Origin of the sequence: Streptomyces sp. NBC_01465 (genome assembly GCF_036227325.1) — a bacterium.
In the GTDB taxonomy this organism is placed as follows: domain Bacteria; phylum Actinomycetota; class Actinomycetes; order Streptomycetales; family Streptomycetaceae; genus Streptomyces.
Window position 1 is genome coordinate 694521 of record NZ_CP109467.1, and the last position, 14912, is coordinate 709432.

The following is a 14912-nucleotide window of genomic DNA, read 5'->3' on the forward strand; positions in this document are numbered from 1 at the left end:
CATAGTCCCGTGGTGACCACACCCATCGACGCCCGCCGCATACGTCGTCCCGCCTGGGCGGGACGCAACTACACCCTCCTCACCTCAGCGGCGATCGTGACGAATCTCGGGGCGAGCGGCGCGCTGATCGCGTCGGCGTTCGCGGTCCTGGAGTCGGGCGGCGACGCCGGCGACGTAGGTCTGGTGGCGGCGGCCCGCACCGTCCCGCTCGTCCTCTTCCTGCTCATCGGCGGGGCACTCGCCGACCGGCTCCCGCGCCACCGGGTGATGGTCGCGGCCAACGCCCTCAACTGCCTCTCGCAGGCCGCCTTCGCCGTACTCGTACTGACCGGCGACCCGCAGCTGTGGCAGATGATGCTGCTCACCGCGCTCTGCGGCACCGGCCAGGCCTTCTTCTCGCCCGCCTCGGAGGGCATGCTGCTCTCCACCGTCAGCGGCGAACAGGCGAGCCGGGCCTTCGCCCTCTACCGGATGGCCATGCAGAGCGCCGGAATCGGCGGCGCGGCCCTCGGCGGCGCACTGATCGCCGCGGTCGGACCGGGCTGGGTGCTGGCCGTGGACGCCGCCGCCTTCGCGGTGGCCGGCTCGCTGCGCGCCTTCCTCGACGTCGGTCACATCCCCCGGCGCGAGCCGGGCGGCGGGATGATCTCCGATCTCCGCGAGGGCTGGCAGGAGTTCATCAGCCGTCCCTGGCTGTGGTCGGTCGTGGTCCAGTTCGCGGTCGTCAACGCGGTCGTGGGCGCCGCCGAGGCGGTGTACGGACCGCTCGTCGCACGGGACAGCCTCGGTGGTCCCGGACCCTGGGGACTGGCGCTCGCCGCCTTCGGCGCGGGAACGGTCGGCGGTGCGCTCGTGATGATGCGCTGGAAGCCGAGGCGGCTGCTGCTCGCCGGATCGCTCTGCGTCTTCCCGCTCGCCCTGCCGTCGGCGGCCCTCGCGCTGCCCACGTCCGCCGGGGTGCTGATGGCGGTCATGTTCCTGACCGGGATCTCCGTCCAGGTCTTCGGCGTCTCGTGGATGACGGCGCTGCACCAGGAGATCCCGGAGGAGAAATTCTCCCGGGTTTCCGCCTACGACTGGCTCGGCTCGATCGCCATGCTCCCTCTCGCGACCGCACTCGCCGGACCCGCGGAGAGTCTCTTCGGCCGGTCGGCGGCGCTGTGGGGCTGCTCCGGGCTGATCGTGCTGCTCACCGCGGCGGTGCTGTGCGTTCCCGCCGTACGGAATCTGGAGCTACGGACTCCGAAGCCCGCCCCGGCCGAGCCGTCAGCCGACGTGGAAAGCCCCGTCGGGCGGCTCGGGTGAGGCGACCGCCTCCGCGTCCCGTACCGGCTGCGCCTTCCCGATGAACCGCTCCAGCGACGCCCCGTGCTCGACCCGGGCGGGGAAGGCGTCGGATGCCGTACGGCGGGCCAGGCGAGCCGTGTCGATCTCGGTGTGCGAGGCGACCAGGACCGCGTTACCGAAGCGGCGGCCGCGCAGCACGGCCGGCTCGGCGATCAGTGCGATCTCCGCGAACACGGCCCGGAAATTGGCCAGTTGGGAGCGGAGGAAGGCGAAGGGGGCACCGTCGGCGAGGTTCGCCGCGTAGATCCCGTCCGGCTTCAGAGCCCGCTCGGCCGACTGTGCGTACTCGACCGAGGTGAGATGCGCGGGCACCCGGGAGCCGCCGAAGACATCGGCGATCAGCACATCGGCACGGGCGGCAGGGACTCCTTCGAGCCAGTGGCGCGCATCGGCCGCGTGCACGGCGATGCCCGAGCCGTCCGGCAGGGGCAGATGCTCCTCGATCAGGGCGAGCAGGCCGCGGTCCGCCTCCACGACGTCCTGGCGTGAGCCCGGACGGGTCGCCGCCACGTAGCGCGGCAGGGTGAGCGCGCCGCCGCCGAGGTGGAGCACTTCCAGCGGGTCGCCCTCGCCGCCGGTGCAGTCCACGACATGGGCGAGCCTGCGGGCGTACTCGAACTCCAGATACGCCGGGTCGTCCAGGTCGACATAGGACTGCGGCGCACCGTCCACGGTGAGCAGCCAGGCCCGCTCCCGGTCCACGTCGGGCATCAGCTTGGCGGTGCCCCCGTCCACGTCCCGGATCACCGGTATCTGTTCGCTCACGCCTTCATTGTGCCGCCCGTCCAGAGCGCGGCGACCGCCTCGGCGTGCGCGGCGGCCTGGGCGCGGCCCGCGCGGGCGGCGGGGGCTCGGTGCGCGGGGTCCAGCACATTGCGCCCGAAGGCCTTCTTGGCGGCCGGGCCGGGGGTGATGACCTCGACGCGGGCCCCTTCGCCGGCGAGGTTCGCGGCCTGACGGCGCGGGGAGACGATGACTCCGCCGCCCGTGGCGCTGGGGGCGATGACGACGACGCGCGCGTATCCGGCGGCGAGGTGGGCGTTGGCGGTCGAGTGCACACCCCCGTCGATCCACTTCCGCCCCTCGATGGTCACGGCGGGCCACACCCCCGGCACGGCGCAGCTGGCCGCGACGGCGTCCACGACCGGAACGCCGCTGTCCCTCCCGAACGCCCTGAGCTCACCGGTGACCGCATCGACGGCGGTGACAAGCAGGGGCCGCGAGGGCCACACGTGCGAGACGAGCCGCCGGGCGATGACCTCGCGCCGGGCGGCGCCGTCGGCCCTGTCGTCCGGTCCCATCCGGGCCAGCTTCTGCGCGTACGCCTCAGGGGTACGGGAGGTGAGCGCGGCCCGTGCGAAGCGGAGGAGCAGCCCCGTGCCGAAGTGGGCAGCCGTCTCGCCCTGGGGGTCGACCAGTTGGCGCTCGTACAGCTCGGGCAGCATCAGCTTCCCGGAGGTGAGCTGCGCGCCGACGACCGCCCCCGCGGAGGAGCCGATCACCAGGTCCGCGGTGGAGAGATCGACGCCCGCCTCCGCGAGGCCGTACAGGATGCCGATCTCCCAGCCGACGCCGGTGAGTCCGCCGGCGCCCAGTACGAGTGCTGTATCCGTCATGGGCGCAGTGTGGCCCGTGCCCCGCGCCGTACGGAAGAGCCGGCCGCGCGAAGCCCCGGGGCCCGAAATCCCGTTGGCGTCGGCCTACCGCTGCGACATGCTGGGGCCCGATGAGACTTGAGCTTGCGGGTGGGGTGGTGGCGTCCGGTCGCCACGCGTGGTTGTCGGGGACTTTCGGGCCGGTACGGCTGGTGGACGAGGCGGACGGCGTCGCCGGGGCGGCTGTTGCCCTCGGGCCGGCCGAGGCGAATGACGCACAGGCACGGGATGCCGTGGCCGAGTTGGAGCGCATCGTCGCTGCGGGCGGCCCCGTCGCGGCCGGGGCGGGCATTGATCTCGGCGGGGAGTTCACGTCGGCTCGGCTGGCCGGGGCCGGAGGTGATCAGCGGGACGCCGTCCTGGCCGCGCTCAAGGTGCTGGGCGCCGAAGGTGCCGGGCGCCTCGGTGACCAGGCCCGCGTCCTCGTGGCGCTGTTCGGGCCGTCGGCCACCAAGCGGGTCGGTGCCGCGGCCGGCCGGGCAGTCGCCGAGGGACGGTGGGCAGCGCTCCATCTGGCGTGCGCCGCAAGCGATGTACTCGGCCCGGAGCAGCTGGAGTTGATCCTCGCCCTGGAGGCACCCGCAGGCATCGACGTGATGTCGGGCGGCCTCCCCTCGGCCCTCGCCGCGCACCTGCGACAGGTGTGCGAGCCGGTGCCGCCGGCCCGTCGGCCGGCACTGCTCGTGGACCTCTGGGCACAGGTGCTGGGCCTCCACGCGCAACTGGCCCGGCGAAGACGGCTGCTGGCCACCCAGGGCAGGCAGGACCGCCTCGACGAACTACGGGCCCGCCGCAGCGCGCTCGAAGACGACGAGGTGGTGTCCCAGCTCCGGTACGCACTGAACGGGCGGGAGCCCTCCTTGGCGGACGCCGCCCGGTGGACGGCGCCCGACCACCACTGGTGGTTCCTGTTGAACCGCATGGTCCAGGACGCTCGCGCCGCGACGGCCCTGCTGCGCACAGCCGTCGCCGTGTCCGACCACGGGCTGAGCGAGGGACTGCGCCTCAGCCACGCCGTACTCGCCGCCGTCGACGCAGACTTCAACGACGTACAGGCGGCCCAGTCCGCGCGCCGCATACCCGGGCTGACCGGATTGCCAGCCCGTCCCGGCAGCCACGTACGGGACATTCACCGCCGGTTCCACAAGGTCGGACCGGACGACGCCAAACTCCACGACTACGTGATGCCCCGCCTGGCGCGGGCCCGCGAGTACGCCCTGCTGGTCACCGAGGAGGTCACCAACCTGCTCGACGAGATGCACCCCGTGGTCCCCGCGGAGGCACTGCGGGGCTGGGCGGCGGCGCAACTGCAGACCTGGCGCCGCGAGGTCGGCTACACGTCCGTACGCCCGCCCTCCGCATGGGACGCGAACCCTCCATGGGTCCGCGGGACACTGGGCCTCACCGACACACTCGCCGAACGGCTGCGGACGCTGCCCGACCGGCCGCCGGCCGAGGTGGAAGTGGTCGGCGATCTCCTGTGGTACGCCGAAATGGCCGATGCACTCAGCCAGTTGTACGGTCACGAGGCGGCGCAGGACGGACTGCGCGGGCTGCCGTGGCTCGCATACGATCCGGCCCCCGCGCCGGCGGATCCACTCACGCCACGGCTCGAGTCGATCACCCTGGCCGTGGCCGGCGCCGCCCAGCTCGTCGCCCTGGGCGCCCACCCCGCCAAGGGTGTACGCACCTGGCCCGAGCTCACCGGCAGTCTGCGCGCCGGCATCGACATCGCCACTGCCCTCAGCGGCGAGTTCGACGTCCCCGTGCCGGTCGCCGACCTGGACCGGACCGTCGTCCCCGGCACCCGGGCCCGCTTCCAGGTGGCCCGTACGGCGCACACGCTCGCCGAGTGGTCCGCGTACATGGGCAATTGCATCGCCGGGGCCGACTACGTCGAAAGGGCCGTGAAGGGCCACTGCGTCCTGGCCGCCCTGTACGACGACCACGGCCGCATCCTGGCCAACGCCGAGCTGCGCCCCACCCGGGCCACCGATCGGGGCTGGCGGGTCAACGAACTCGCAGCCCGGTTCAACGACCAACCCGACGCGGCCCTCGCGCGGAGCTTTCGCAGTTGGGTGGCCACCATCCCCGGCGCCGAGGCCCCGCCGTCCGACGAGCCCTCCGCAGACGAGACGGTGCCGGGCCGGCGCGCCCGCCAACGGGTGTCCCCGCACCTGTTCGAGACGGTCGGCCCCGCCCTCGTGGAGCAACTGGAAGGCGCCCGCCACCACCAGGTCACCGACGATGCGCTCAGCACTTTCGCCGTCCTCGCGAACACCGCCCCGCACGCCGCACCGACCCGGTTGCGCCGCCTGCCTCCCCTGTCGCTGGCGACCGCATGCCAACAGGCCCTCGCCCAAGGGAAGCTGGACCTGCCGCACCTGTGGACCGCCACGAGTGTCCGTCCGCTGGCCACGGCAGTCGACGCCCTCGACCCGGCGCTCCGCCGGCGCTTCGAGCAGCTCACCCTGCTGACGAGTGACGCTCCGCTGCCCAAGTCCCTGCGCCGCCTTGTGAAGTTGCCGACCGTGGCGACCGCGTACGCGACGGACCTGATGTCACTGCGCGTACGCGCGGCGCTGGGCCGGCTGATGCACGACGGCGATGCGGTCCTCGCACGGGCGATGGCCGGGCACACCACGGTGCCGCTGCTCTGCGCAGCCGCCGTCACCGTCAACTGCCGTACTCCCACGACCGAACTCACCCAGGTGACACCACCGCGCACCGTCACCGTCCCAGGGTTCCCGTCGACCGATCTCGCCGACGCGGAAGGGCCGTGGCAGCAAGCCCTTCCCGCGGCCCGTGAGCTGGGCGCAGACACCACGGTGTGGTGGGACCACATCGCGGAACACGGTCTGCGCATACCCACCGCCTGGCTCGGCGCCGGCGGCTGGCCAGCGCTCTGGTCCCGGGCGCATCGCCGGTCGTCGCCCGATGGGGAGCGTGCACTCCCCATCGGGCGGGATCGGAGCCCGGCGGACTAGCCGAGGACCTCGGTCACCGTGCCGGCGCCCACCGTGCGTCCGCCCTCGCGGATCGCGAAGCCGAGGCCCGGCTCGAGCGGGACCGTGTGGCCCAGCTCCACGGTCATGGTGACCGTGTCGCCGGGGCGCGCCACCGCCGTCTCGCCGAGGTCCACGTCCCCGACCACATCGCCGGTGCGGATGTAGAACTGCGGCCGGTAGCCGGTGGAGACCGGGGTCGTCCGGCCGCCCTCGCGCGCCGACAGGACGTACACCTGCGCGGTGAAACGCCTGGTCGGCGTCGTACTGCCGGGCGCCGCCACCACATGGCCACGGCGCACCGCGTCACGCGGCAGGCCGCGCAGCAGCAGGGCCACGTTGTCGCCCGCCTGAGCCTCGGTCATGGGCTTGCCGAAGGTCTCCAGGCCGGTGACGACCGTCTCGGTGTCGGCGCCGAGGACCTCCACGCGGTCCCCGACGCGTACGGTGCCGCGCTCGACGGCGCCGGTGACGACCGTGCCGCGACCGGTGATGGTCAGGACGTTCTCCACCGGGAGCAGGAACGGCGCGTCGACGTAGCGCTCCGGCATGGGGACGTACGTGTCGACCGCGTCGAGCAGCGCCTCGATGGACGCGGTCCAACGCGGGTCGCCCTCCAGCGCCTTGAGGCCCGAGACGCGTACGACCGGGACCGCGTCCCCGCCGTACCCGTGCGCGGAGAGCAGCTCGCGGACCTCCAGCTCGACCAGGTCGGTCAGCTCGTCGTCACCCGCGTCCGCCTTGTTGAGCGCGACCACGATGTGGTCGACGCCGACCTGGCGGGCGAGCAGGACGTGCTCGGCGGTCTGCGGCATGATCCCGTCGAGCGCCGAGACGACGAGGATCGCCCCGTCGAGCTGGGCCGCGCCCGTCACCATGTTCTTGACGTAGTCCGCGTGGCCCGGCATGTCGACGTGCGCGTAGTGGCGGGTGTCCGTCTCGTACTCGACGTGCGCGATGTTGATGGTGATGCCGCGCAGCGCCTCCTCCGGGGCCCGGTCGATACGGTCGAACGGGACGAAGGTGGAGGAGCCGCGGTCCGCGAGGACCTTGGTGATGGCGGCCGTCAGGGTGGTCTTGCCGTGGTCGACATGGCCCATGGTGCCGATGTTGAGGTGGGGCTTGGTGCGCACGTATGCCGTCTTGGGCATGGCTGTTTTCTTCCTCGGATGACTCGAAGCGTTGAGCGGGACCCCCGGGCCTGGCCGACCCTCCCCCTGTGGGGTCCGCCGGACGATCCGGGAAGGGTCAGCTTCGGGCGCCGCCGAAGGGTGCGAAATCGGCAGCCTTCGGCGCTGCCGCGACTGCGGCCTGCGCTGCGAGGAAGGCGTACCGGAACATGTCGCTGATCATGCCCCCGCGGACCCGGGCACGTCGAATGGTTTTCTGCCGTAAGGGAGTTAGAGGTTCTTCAGCGCTTCGCGCACGGACAGTGGCGAGAGCCTGGAGCCGGATTCCGCGACGAATGCGCGCACCGCACCCGGGTCGGTCTTGCCGTACTCGCGCAGGCACCAGCCGATGGCCTTGCGGATGAAGAAGTCGCTGTGCCCGGACTGGCGCAGGCAGTACGCGAAGAGCCGGTCCGTGTCGGTCGCGTCCTTGAAGCGCAGTTGGTGGAGGAGTGCGGTCCGCGCCACCCAGAGGTCGTCGTCCGCGATCCACTCGTCCATGTCCGACGTCAGACCCTCGTCGGCGGCGACCAGCGGGCCGACGACATGCGCCGCGAGATGGTCCACCGTGTCCCACCAGGAGGTGGTGGTGATCAGGTGCCGGGCCACCGGCAGGAAGTCCGAGCCGCAGCGCTGCGCATGGCGGCGCAGATAGTCGACCGCGAAGTAGTGGTACTCGCGCTCCGGAAGCGCCCAGCAGCGCAGCGCGATCGCCCTGCAGTCCCGCTGGTCGGGGCGCGGAGTGCCCGACAGGACCGTACGGGACAGCGCCCGGCGCTCCGGCGAGCGGATGCCGAGGTAGGGGGCGATGCCCTTCATGTACGCGGTCATTTCCGCGGCCCGGTACGGATGCGCGGCGGTGGGATACACCGTGGTGAGCCGCTCCAGCACCGTGTCGGCGAGCGCGCTCGAAGGCGGCGCTGCGATCGTCATGCGATCCACATTACGGCGATCACACACAGATGTCGGTTACGCTCCCCGGATGCTCGAGACCGCCACCCAGCCGCAGTCCGCCGGCTTCGCTGCGCGATGTTCCAGAGCCTTGCTCTCGCCCCGGTCGCGGCTCTCCCTGCTGGTGGTGATCCTGCTGGCGGCCGCGACCACGATGTTCCTGTTCCAGCCGCAGCGGCTGCTCTCCTCCGGCTGGCCGCCCGCGCTGAGCGGTGGCACCGCGGTGGTCCTTTTCGGTGTCGCGTACGGACTGTGCACCGCCGCGTTCGTCCCGCGTCCGCTGCTCAATCTGGCGGCGGGAGCCCTCTTCGGTACGGCCGCGGGGCTCGGGGCCTCGATCGCGGGGACGGTCCTCGGTGCGGGGATCGCCTTCGGGCTGGGCCGGGTCCTCGGCCAGGAGGCGTTGCGGCCGCTGGTCAAGGGGCGGTGGCTGAAGGCGGCGGACGGGCAGCTGAGCCGGCACGGGTTCCGCTCGATGATGGCGCTGCGGCTCTTTCCCGGGGTGCCGTTCGCCGCGGCCAACTACTGCGCCGCGGTCTCCAGGATGGGCTGGACGGCGTTCCTGGTGGCGACCGGGGTCGGCTCGCTGCCGAACACGGCGGCGTACGTCGTCGCCGGCAGCACGGCGTCCTCGCCGACCTCTCCGGCGTTCCTGATCGCCATGGGATTCATCGTGGTGACGGGCGCGGGTGCGGCGGCGGTCGCCTGGCGCAAGCGCCACCGGCTGCGCGAGGGCGCTGAGCAGCAGTAATCGGGGGCCGTCTCCTGCCGGTCTTTTTGGGGCGCTACTCTGCCCCCGACCGATCACCCCTTGATCCACCTTGGACGGCATACACCCATGTCTTGGTTCGAATCGTTCGTCCTCGGATTCGTGCAGGGGCTGACCGAGTTCCTGCCCATCTCCTCCAGCGCCCATCTGCGCCTCACCTCTGCCTTCGCCGACTGGCCCGACGCGGGGGCGGCCTTCACGGCCATCACCCAGATAGGCACCGAGACGGCCGTCCTCATCTACTTCCGCAAGGACATCGCCCGGATCGTCTCGGCCTGGTTCCGCTCGCTCACCGACCGCTCCCTGCGCGGCGACCACGATGCCCGGATGGGCTGGCTGGTCATCGTCGGATCGATCCCGATCGGGGTGCTCGGTGTCGTACTGAAGGACCAGATCGACACCAGCTTCCGCGATCTGCGCGTCATCGCGGTCACGCTTATCCTGATGGGCATCGTCCTCGGGATCGCCGACCGTCTCGCGGCCCGTGACGAGGCCGGCGGCCGGCACCGCGCCGTGCAGGAACGCAAGTCGCTCAAGGAGCTGAGCGTCAGGGACGGGCTCGTCTACGGCATCTGCCAGGCGATGGCGCTGGTCCCCGGTGTTTCGCGGTCCGGTGCGACGATCAGCGGCGGTCTGCTGATGGGCTACACCCGTGAGGCCGCGGCGCGTTACTCGTTCCTGCTGGCGATCCCGGCGGTGCTGGCATCGGGTGTGTTCGAGCTGAAGGACGCGGGAGAGAGCGGTCACATCTCCTGGGGGCCGACCGCCTTCGCGACCGTCATCGCATTTGTCGTGGGATATGCCGTCATCGCCTGGTTCATGAAGTACATCTCCAGCAAAAGCTTCATGCCGTTCGTGATCTACCGGATCGCGCTCGGCATCGCCCTGTTCTTCCTGATCGGCTTCGGTGTGCTCAGCCCGGACGCGGGTCCGGCCGGGGGCTGAGCACCCCTGCGGGGGAGACGGCCGGCGGCCGCGACCGCTAGCCTTGCGCGCATGTCCGCTCCCTCCCCCCATTCCGCTTCCCCGCGGCCCAGCGCCGTGTGGAACGAGGCGATCCGCGAGTTCCTGCGGTCCCGGTACGGACAGTCGCTGAGCCCCGCCGAGAGCGAGGAGTACCGGCGGCTGCGCAAGGGATACACCGACGCGCTCAAGGCGGAGGCGCCCGCCGCGGCCTAGGCGGTGACGGTGAAGCCGTGCTCCGCGCCCAGCCGGGACAGGGTCTGGCGGCCGGGGATGCCGTCGGCCGCGGGGCCCGTGAGCCGGCAGCGGCGCTGCCAGGCGGAGTAGGCGTCGACGGTCCTGGAGCCGAAGCTTCCGTCGACGTACTGCCGGGGCAGGAGCCCCTCGGCACTGAGCGCCTTCTCCACGAGCAGGACGTCGCCCCGGTGACTGGTGTGGCCCTGGGGCGCCGGCGGGTCGTGGCGCGCCGCCTGGACGACGTGGGCCAGGGACACCGTGGGCGTCGACGTGCCGGGCGCGTGCCGCCAGGACGTGACGGCCTTGCCGCCGCGCGGATCGTGCGGGTCGGCCGTGGGCGGGCAGAGTCCGTCGGGGAAGTGCGGGGCGAAGTAGCCGACGACGCGTGCGCTGCGGCGGGCGGTGGCGTGGGACCAGACCCCGTTGCCCTGACCGTTGTCGGCGGCGCCGGAGCGGACGCTGTTGCCGCCCTTGGTGAAGACGGTGTCGGAGTCGAAACCGACCACCAGCTCGGTGTGCGCGCCGTGGCCCAGGTTCACCCAGGCGCCGATGCTGGGGTACGCGGACCACTGGCCGCGCTTCTTCGCCCAGTCGGAGAAGACGGTGACGTTGTCGACCTTGGGGACGGCCGCGTCGAGACCGAGGTCGTGGTACATGTCCCAGTTGAAGATGACGCACCAGCTGACGCCGTCCTCGCCGTACTCCTTCCCGAACTTGGTCCTGTTGTTCCAGCCCTCGGAGCTGGTCCAGGTCTCGTAGATCTGCTCGGGTACGGCGACGACGTGGTCGACGAGCCGCTTCCACTGCGCTGAAGTCATCAGGAATCCCTCCGGCCGGCGTGAACGGCGGTGTGCCGCCCCGGTGTTCAACGACCGTCCGGCCCGGACGTCAGCGGTGTTCGGGTAGCGTGCCGCCATGATGACCGCCGACGACGTCCTGGCCGTGCTCGCCGTGCTGCGCAAGGCCGGTGTCGACACCTGGATCGCCGGCGGCTGGGGCATCGACGCACTCGTGGGGAATCAGGGGCGGGAGCACCGCGATCTCGATCTGCTGCACCGTCAGGAGCAGGAGCCCGACCTGCTCGCGGCGCTCAACACAGCGGGTTTCACCGAGACCGTGGACTGGCGGCCCGTACGGTTCGTGATGGCGCACGCGGAAGGCCAGGAGATCGACCTGCATCCCCTGGCCTTCGCGCCGGACGGCTCCGCCGTGCAGCGGTCGTTCGATCCCGGCAGCCCGTTCCCGTACCCCGCCGGGTGCTTCGTCAGCGGCAGCATCGCGGGGACGAGAGTCCCGTGCGTCTCCGCCGAGCAGCAGGTCTTCTTCCACCAGGGGTACGAGCCGGCCGAGCGCGACCTGCACGACATGGCCAGGCTGCGTGCGGCGTTCGGGATCGCCACGCACTTCTGACCGGTCAGCCCTGCCGGTTCCCGTACGGGACCCGTGCGATGTCGAGCACGCCGCCGAAGGTGCCCCACTCGTTCTTGCCGAGCCGGGCGAGGGGGCGCATCGCGGTGATCTCGGGGTGTCCGTCGGTCAGTACGGACTCGTCGACGACCGCGTGCACGACCCGTCCGAAGACGACCGTCGAGTCGCCGAGGCACAGGGTGCTGTGCAGTTCGCACTCCAGGGCGACGGGCGATGCGGCGACGCGCGGCGGCTTCACGCGCAGGCTGGGCTCGCGGGCGATGCCGACCGCGTCGAACTCGCTGACGGAGGGCGGGAAGTCGGTGGCGGTGGCGTTGATCTGTGCGGCGAGCGGTTCCGGCGCGAGGTTCACCACGAAGGCGCCGGTCGCCTCGACGTTGCGCAGGGAGTCCTTGCGGCCCACCGAGGTGAACTGGACGATCGGCGGGGTGACGCTGGAGATGGTGAAGAAGGAATGCGGGGCGAGGTTGTCGGTGCCGTCCGCCGAGGTGGTGGAGACCCAGGCGATGGGCCGGGGCACGACGGTCGCGGTCAGCAGCCGGTAGAAGTCGTTGCGGGAGACCTGGGCGGGGTCGAAGTCGATGCGCATGGCACCCAGTATCCCGGGGTGGTCAGGGTGCGCTGTCCCGGTCGCGCCGGGCGGTGGCGCAGGCGGCGAGCATCAGGGTGCCGGTGAGCGCGAAGGCGAGCGGGTAGCCGGTCAGGGCGGCGAGCACTCCGAATCCGACGGCGCCGAGGCCCATGCCGCCGTCGTAGGCGAAGTTCCAGAGTGCGCTGACGGTGCCGTAGCCGGAGGTGGACACCCGCGCGTACATCAGGGTCAGGGTGGCGTTCTGGGTGATGCCGAAGCCGATGCCGAAAAAGGCGAGGCCCGCGATCACGGCGGCAGGGCTGTGGGTGAGCGCGGTGACGAGCATGCCGGCGGCGGAGGCGAGCAGGCCGGGCAGGACCAGACAGGCGGGGCCGTGGCGGTCGCCGTACCGGCCTGCCGCCCAGCGGGCCACGGTCGAGGCCGCGGACTGGACGAACAGCGCCACGGAGACGAGTCCGGCGTCGCCCGCCGGTACGGCGAGCGGGAGGAAGGTCACGACGATCCCGGCCGCCAGGGCCGTGGTGGCGAAGACGACGACGGGCCTGAGGAGTGCGCCCGTACGGAATCCGGCCACCACACCGACAGCCGGCCCGGACGTCAACTCCCTGTCGGGCAGCCCCGGTACGGCGACGAGCGCGGCCAGCGCCACCACTCCCCCGGCCAGGGCGACCGGCAGGAATCCGCCGTGCGCTACGAGCCAGACACCGAGGGGCATGGCCACCAGCGCCGGCACCCCGGACACGATGCCGACCAGCGCCAGCCCCTCGCCGCGGCGTTCGGCCGGAATGAGTGATGCGGTGAGCGCGCCGCCCGCGACCACCGTCAGGGCGAAGCCGAGACCGCGTGCAAGGCAGACCGCCACGATCCACACCAGGCTCCCGGAGACGGTCAGTACGAGGGCGGGTGCGCCGAGCAGGAGGAGCCCCGCCGCGAGCGCCGCGCGGTAGCCGTGGCGGGCGACGAGGCGGGGGGCGGCGAGTTCGCCGACGACCGTGGACAGCATCAGTGCACCCGTGGCCAGGCCCGCGGTGCGGCCACCGCCGCCGGAGGCCCCGGCGTACAGCGGGACGACGGGCAGCAGCAGGAAGAAGCTCGCCGAGGCACCGACGATGCTCACGAAGCGCAGCATCAGCGCACGCGTGACCAGCGGTGCTCGCTCGCTCATTACCGGTACGAACATGGGATGTCACGCCTTCCGTGGACTGCCGGGGACTGCTGGGGACTGCTGGGGACTGTTCGATGGCTTCCTGCAACTGACGCTAGAAGCCGAGTGGTTCACCGGTAAGCTCCAATTCCATGGCCTTGCAGTGGTCCGGTCTCTCCCCCGATCTGCTCCTGTCCGTCGACCGGGAGAGCGGCGAACCGCTCCGGTCCCAGGTGGAGCGCCAGGTGCGGGACGCCATCCGTTCCGGACGGCTCCAGGTCGACGAACGGCTGCCGTCCTCGCGCTCGCTCGCCCGGGGTCTCGGGGTGTCACGCGGGCTGGTGCAGGAGTGCTACGCCCAACTCCAGGCCGAGGGTTACCTGTTGACGCACATCGGCTCGGCCACCCGTGTCGCGTCGGGCGCGTGCGCACCGCCCGCCGCCGGGACATCGCCCGAACCGCCCGCGACGCCGCCCCGGCTGATCGCGGACTTCCGGGCGGGCGTCCCCGATCTGGCCTCGTTCCCGCTCACGGACTGGCTGTGGGCGATGCGTGACGCGGGAGCCTCCCTCCCGAACTCGGCCCTGGACTACGGGGATCCGCGGGGCAGCGCGCACCTGCGCACCGTGCTGGCCGCGTATCTGCGGCGGGTCCGCGCGGCGGCGGCCTACCCCGAGCGGACGGTGATCTGCTCGGGTTACGCCCAAGGGCTGGGCACGGCCCTGCGCGCCCTGGCCGACACCGGCGTACGCACCGTGGCGTACGAGGACCCCGGCGCCCCCACTGCCACCTCCGAGGCCGCGGCCTTCGCGGGCCTGTCCGCCGTCCCTGTCCCCGTCGACGAGCACGGCATCGACGTCCGGGCGCTCGACGCGACCGCCGCCCGTGCCGTGGTTGTCACGCCCGCGCACCAGTGGCCCACGGGCGTGGTCCTCGCCCCGGCCCGGCGTCTGGCCCTGATCGAGTGGGCGGAGCACAGGGACGCGTACGTCATCGAGGACGACTACGACGCGGAGTTCCGCTACGACCGCGAGCCGGTGGGCGCGCTGCAGGGTCTCGCCGCCGACCGGGTCGTCTCGATCGGCACGGTCAGCAAGTCCCTGGCTCCGGCCCTGCGCATCGGCTGGCTGCTCTGCCCGCCGTCGCTCGCCGGACGCATCGTGGACAACAAGCGTCTGAGCGACCGCGGTTCACCGACCCTCGACCAGCTGGCCCTCGCGAGGATGATCGAGTCCGGCCGCTACGACCGGCATCTGCGCCGGATGCGCCTGACGTACTCGGCCCGGCGGACCGCACTGGTGGACGCGCTCGCGGAACACGCCCCGGACGTCGGAGTGACGGGCCTGGCCGCAGGTTTCCACGCCGTCGCCCACCTCGGCGCATCGGCCGACGAGCAGGCGGTCGTCGCCGCGGCCCGCGCCCGGTCGGTCGGCCTCTACGGCATGAGCCAGTGCCGGACGGAGCATTCGAGCGCTCCCGCCCGACTCGTCCTGGGTTTCGGCGACTTGGGCGAGCGCGCCATCGCGGCGGGGATCGCCGCGGTGGGGGATCTGCTCAGGTGACCGCCCGCGCCGCCTGCCGGTCCATCGTCCGCCAGACCGGTCGCGGGTCACCGGCAGCTCGGTGAAGCGGATCCCTGTGGCGTCGCGCAG

14 protein-coding genes are annotated in these 14912 nt (G+C 72.1%); 7 read left to right on the top strand and 7 right to left on the bottom strand.

Going from position 1 to position 14912, the window contains the following annotated elements; genetic code table 11:
- The first annotated feature begins 12 nt into the window (after positions 1-12).
- On the top strand, positions 13-1305 hold the full coding sequence (locus OG707_RS03040; protein ID WP_329114032.1) for an MFS transporter: 1293 nt from the start codon (positions 13-15) through the stop codon (positions 1303-1305).
- Here OG707_RS03040 and OG707_RS03045 read toward each other — a convergent pair.
- Together OG707_RS03045 and OG707_RS03050 are read right to left on the bottom strand one after the other, a co-directional pair.
- A complete protein-coding gene (locus tag OG707_RS03045) occupies positions 1267-2112 on the bottom strand; it encodes a spermidine synthase (RefSeq protein ID WP_329114034.1) in 846 nt (281 codons plus the stop codon). The genes OG707_RS03040 and OG707_RS03045 overlap by 39 nt on opposite strands.
- Positions 2109-2963, bottom strand: a complete 855-nt coding sequence (locus OG707_RS03050; protein ID WP_329114036.1) for a patatin-like phospholipase family protein — start codon at positions 2961-2963, stop codon at positions 2109-2111. Before OG707_RS03050 ends, OG707_RS03045 begins: the two co-directional genes overlap by 4 nt.
- A 110-nt stretch (positions 2964-3073) precedes the next feature.
- On the opposite strand from OG707_RS03050, the gene OG707_RS03055 reads away from it, so the two are divergent.
- Positions 3074-5989 (top strand): hypothetical protein, encoded by a 2916-nt coding sequence (locus OG707_RS03055; RefSeq protein WP_329114038.1) that lies wholly within the window; start codon positions 3074-3076, stop codon positions 5987-5989.
- On the opposite strand, the gene tuf is transcribed toward OG707_RS03055, so the two are convergent.
- A complete protein-coding gene (gene tuf, locus OG707_RS03060) occupies positions 5986-7158 on the bottom strand; it encodes an elongation factor Tu (RefSeq protein ID WP_329114040.1) in 1173 nt (390 codons plus the stop codon). The genes OG707_RS03055 and tuf overlap by 4 nt on opposite strands.
- 249 nt (positions 7159-7407) lie before the next feature.
- Entirely contained in the window at positions 7408-8109 is a 702-nt protein-coding gene (locus tag OG707_RS03065; RefSeq protein ID WP_329114042.1) for a DNA alkylation repair protein, read from the bottom strand.
- Between the two features lie 49 nt (positions 8110-8158).
- Between OG707_RS03065 and OG707_RS03070 the strand changes: the two genes are divergently transcribed.
- From OG707_RS03070 to OG707_RS03080, 3 genes are all read left to right on the top strand, one after another.
- Positions 8159-8878 (top strand): TVP38/TMEM64 family protein, encoded by a 720-nt coding sequence (locus OG707_RS03070; protein ID WP_329114044.1) that lies wholly within the window; start codon positions 8159-8161, stop codon positions 8876-8878.
- 87 nt (positions 8879-8965) lie between these two features.
- A complete protein-coding gene (locus OG707_RS03075; RefSeq protein WP_329114046.1) occupies positions 8966-9841 on the top strand; it encodes an undecaprenyl-diphosphate phosphatase in 876 nt (291 codons plus the stop codon).
- A gap of 51 nt (positions 9842-9892) precedes the next feature.
- Complete coding sequence (locus OG707_RS03080; RefSeq protein ID WP_329114048.1) at positions 9893-10075, top strand: hypothetical protein; 183 nt, start codon at positions 9893-9895, stop codon at positions 10073-10075.
- On the opposite strand, the gene OG707_RS03085 is transcribed toward OG707_RS03080, so the two are convergent.
- The gene (locus OG707_RS03085) at positions 10072-10914 is read right to left on the bottom strand and encodes a peptidoglycan-binding domain-containing protein (RefSeq protein ID WP_329114050.1); all 843 of its coding nucleotides are present in this window, start codon (positions 10912-10914) and stop codon (positions 10072-10074) included. The genes OG707_RS03080 and OG707_RS03085 overlap by 4 nt on opposite strands.
- A gap of 97 nt (positions 10915-11011) precedes the next feature.
- On the opposite strand from OG707_RS03085, the gene OG707_RS03090 reads away from it, so the two are divergent.
- Positions 11012-11506 carry a nucleotidyltransferase domain-containing protein gene (locus tag OG707_RS03090; RefSeq protein ID WP_329114052.1) on the top strand — a complete coding sequence of 165 codons (495 nt, stop codon included), beginning with the start codon at positions 11012-11014 and terminating at the stop codon, positions 11504-11506.
- 4 nt (positions 11507-11510) lie between these two features.
- On the opposite strand, the gene OG707_RS03095 is transcribed toward OG707_RS03090, so the two are convergent.
- Complete coding sequence (locus OG707_RS03095) at positions 11511-12113, bottom strand: flavin reductase family protein (protein ID WP_329114055.1); 603 nt, start codon at positions 12111-12113, stop codon at positions 11511-11513.
- Positions 12114-12135: 22 nt separating this feature from the next.
- A complete protein-coding gene (locus OG707_RS03100; RefSeq protein WP_329114056.1) occupies positions 12136-13296 on the bottom strand; it encodes an MFS transporter in 1161 nt (386 codons plus the stop codon).
- Positions 13297-13412: 116 nt separating this feature from the next.
- On the opposite strand from OG707_RS03100, the gene pdxR reads away from it, so the two are divergent.
- Positions 13413-14822 (top strand): MocR-like pyridoxine biosynthesis transcription factor PdxR, encoded by a 1410-nt coding sequence (pdxR, locus tag OG707_RS03105; protein WP_329114059.1) that lies wholly within the window; start codon positions 13413-13415, stop codon positions 14820-14822.
- The last annotated feature ends 90 nt before the right edge of the window (positions 14823-14912 follow it).

Coding starts and splice junctions, on each gene's coding strand:
- tuf (WP_329114040.1), bottom strand. CDS start 7,158: ATGCCCAAGACGGCATACGTGCGCACCAAGCCCCACCTCAACATCGGC.
- OG707_RS03050 (WP_329114036.1), bottom strand. CDS start 2,963: ATGACGGATACAGCACTCGTACTGGGCGCCGGCGGACTCACCGGCGTC.
- OG707_RS03085 (WP_329114050.1), bottom strand. CDS start 10,914: ATGACTTCAGCGCAGTGGAAGCGGCTCGTCGACCACGTCGTCGCCGTA.
- OG707_RS03080 (WP_329114048.1), top strand. CDS start 9,893: ATGTCCGCTCCCTCCCCCCATTCCGCTTCCCCGCGGCCCAGCGCCGTG.
- OG707_RS03070 (WP_329114044.1), top strand. CDS start 8,159: ATGCTCGAGACCGCCACCCAGCCGCAGTCCGCCGGCTTCGCTGCGCGA.
- OG707_RS03090 (WP_329114052.1), top strand. CDS start 11,012: ATGATGACCGCCGACGACGTCCTGGCCGTGCTCGCCGTGCTGCGCAAG.
- OG707_RS03100 (WP_329114056.1), bottom strand. CDS start 13,296: ATGTTCGTACCGGTAATGAGCGAGCGAGCACCGCTGGTCACGCGTGCG.
- OG707_RS03055 (WP_329114038.1), top strand. CDS start 3,074: ATGAGACTTGAGCTTGCGGGTGGGGTGGTGGCGTCCGGTCGCCACGCG.
- OG707_RS03075 (WP_329114046.1), top strand. CDS start 8,966: ATGTCTTGGTTCGAATCGTTCGTCCTCGGATTCGTGCAGGGGCTGACC.
- OG707_RS03095 (WP_329114055.1), bottom strand. CDS start 12,113: ATGCGCATCGACTTCGACCCCGCCCAGGTCTCCCGCAACGACTTCTAC.
- pdxR (WP_329114059.1), top strand. CDS start 13,413: ATGGCCTTGCAGTGGTCCGGTCTCTCCCCCGATCTGCTCCTGTCCGTC.
- OG707_RS03065 (WP_329114042.1), bottom strand. CDS start 8,109: ATGACGATCGCAGCGCCGCCTTCGAGCGCGCTCGCCGACACGGTGCTG.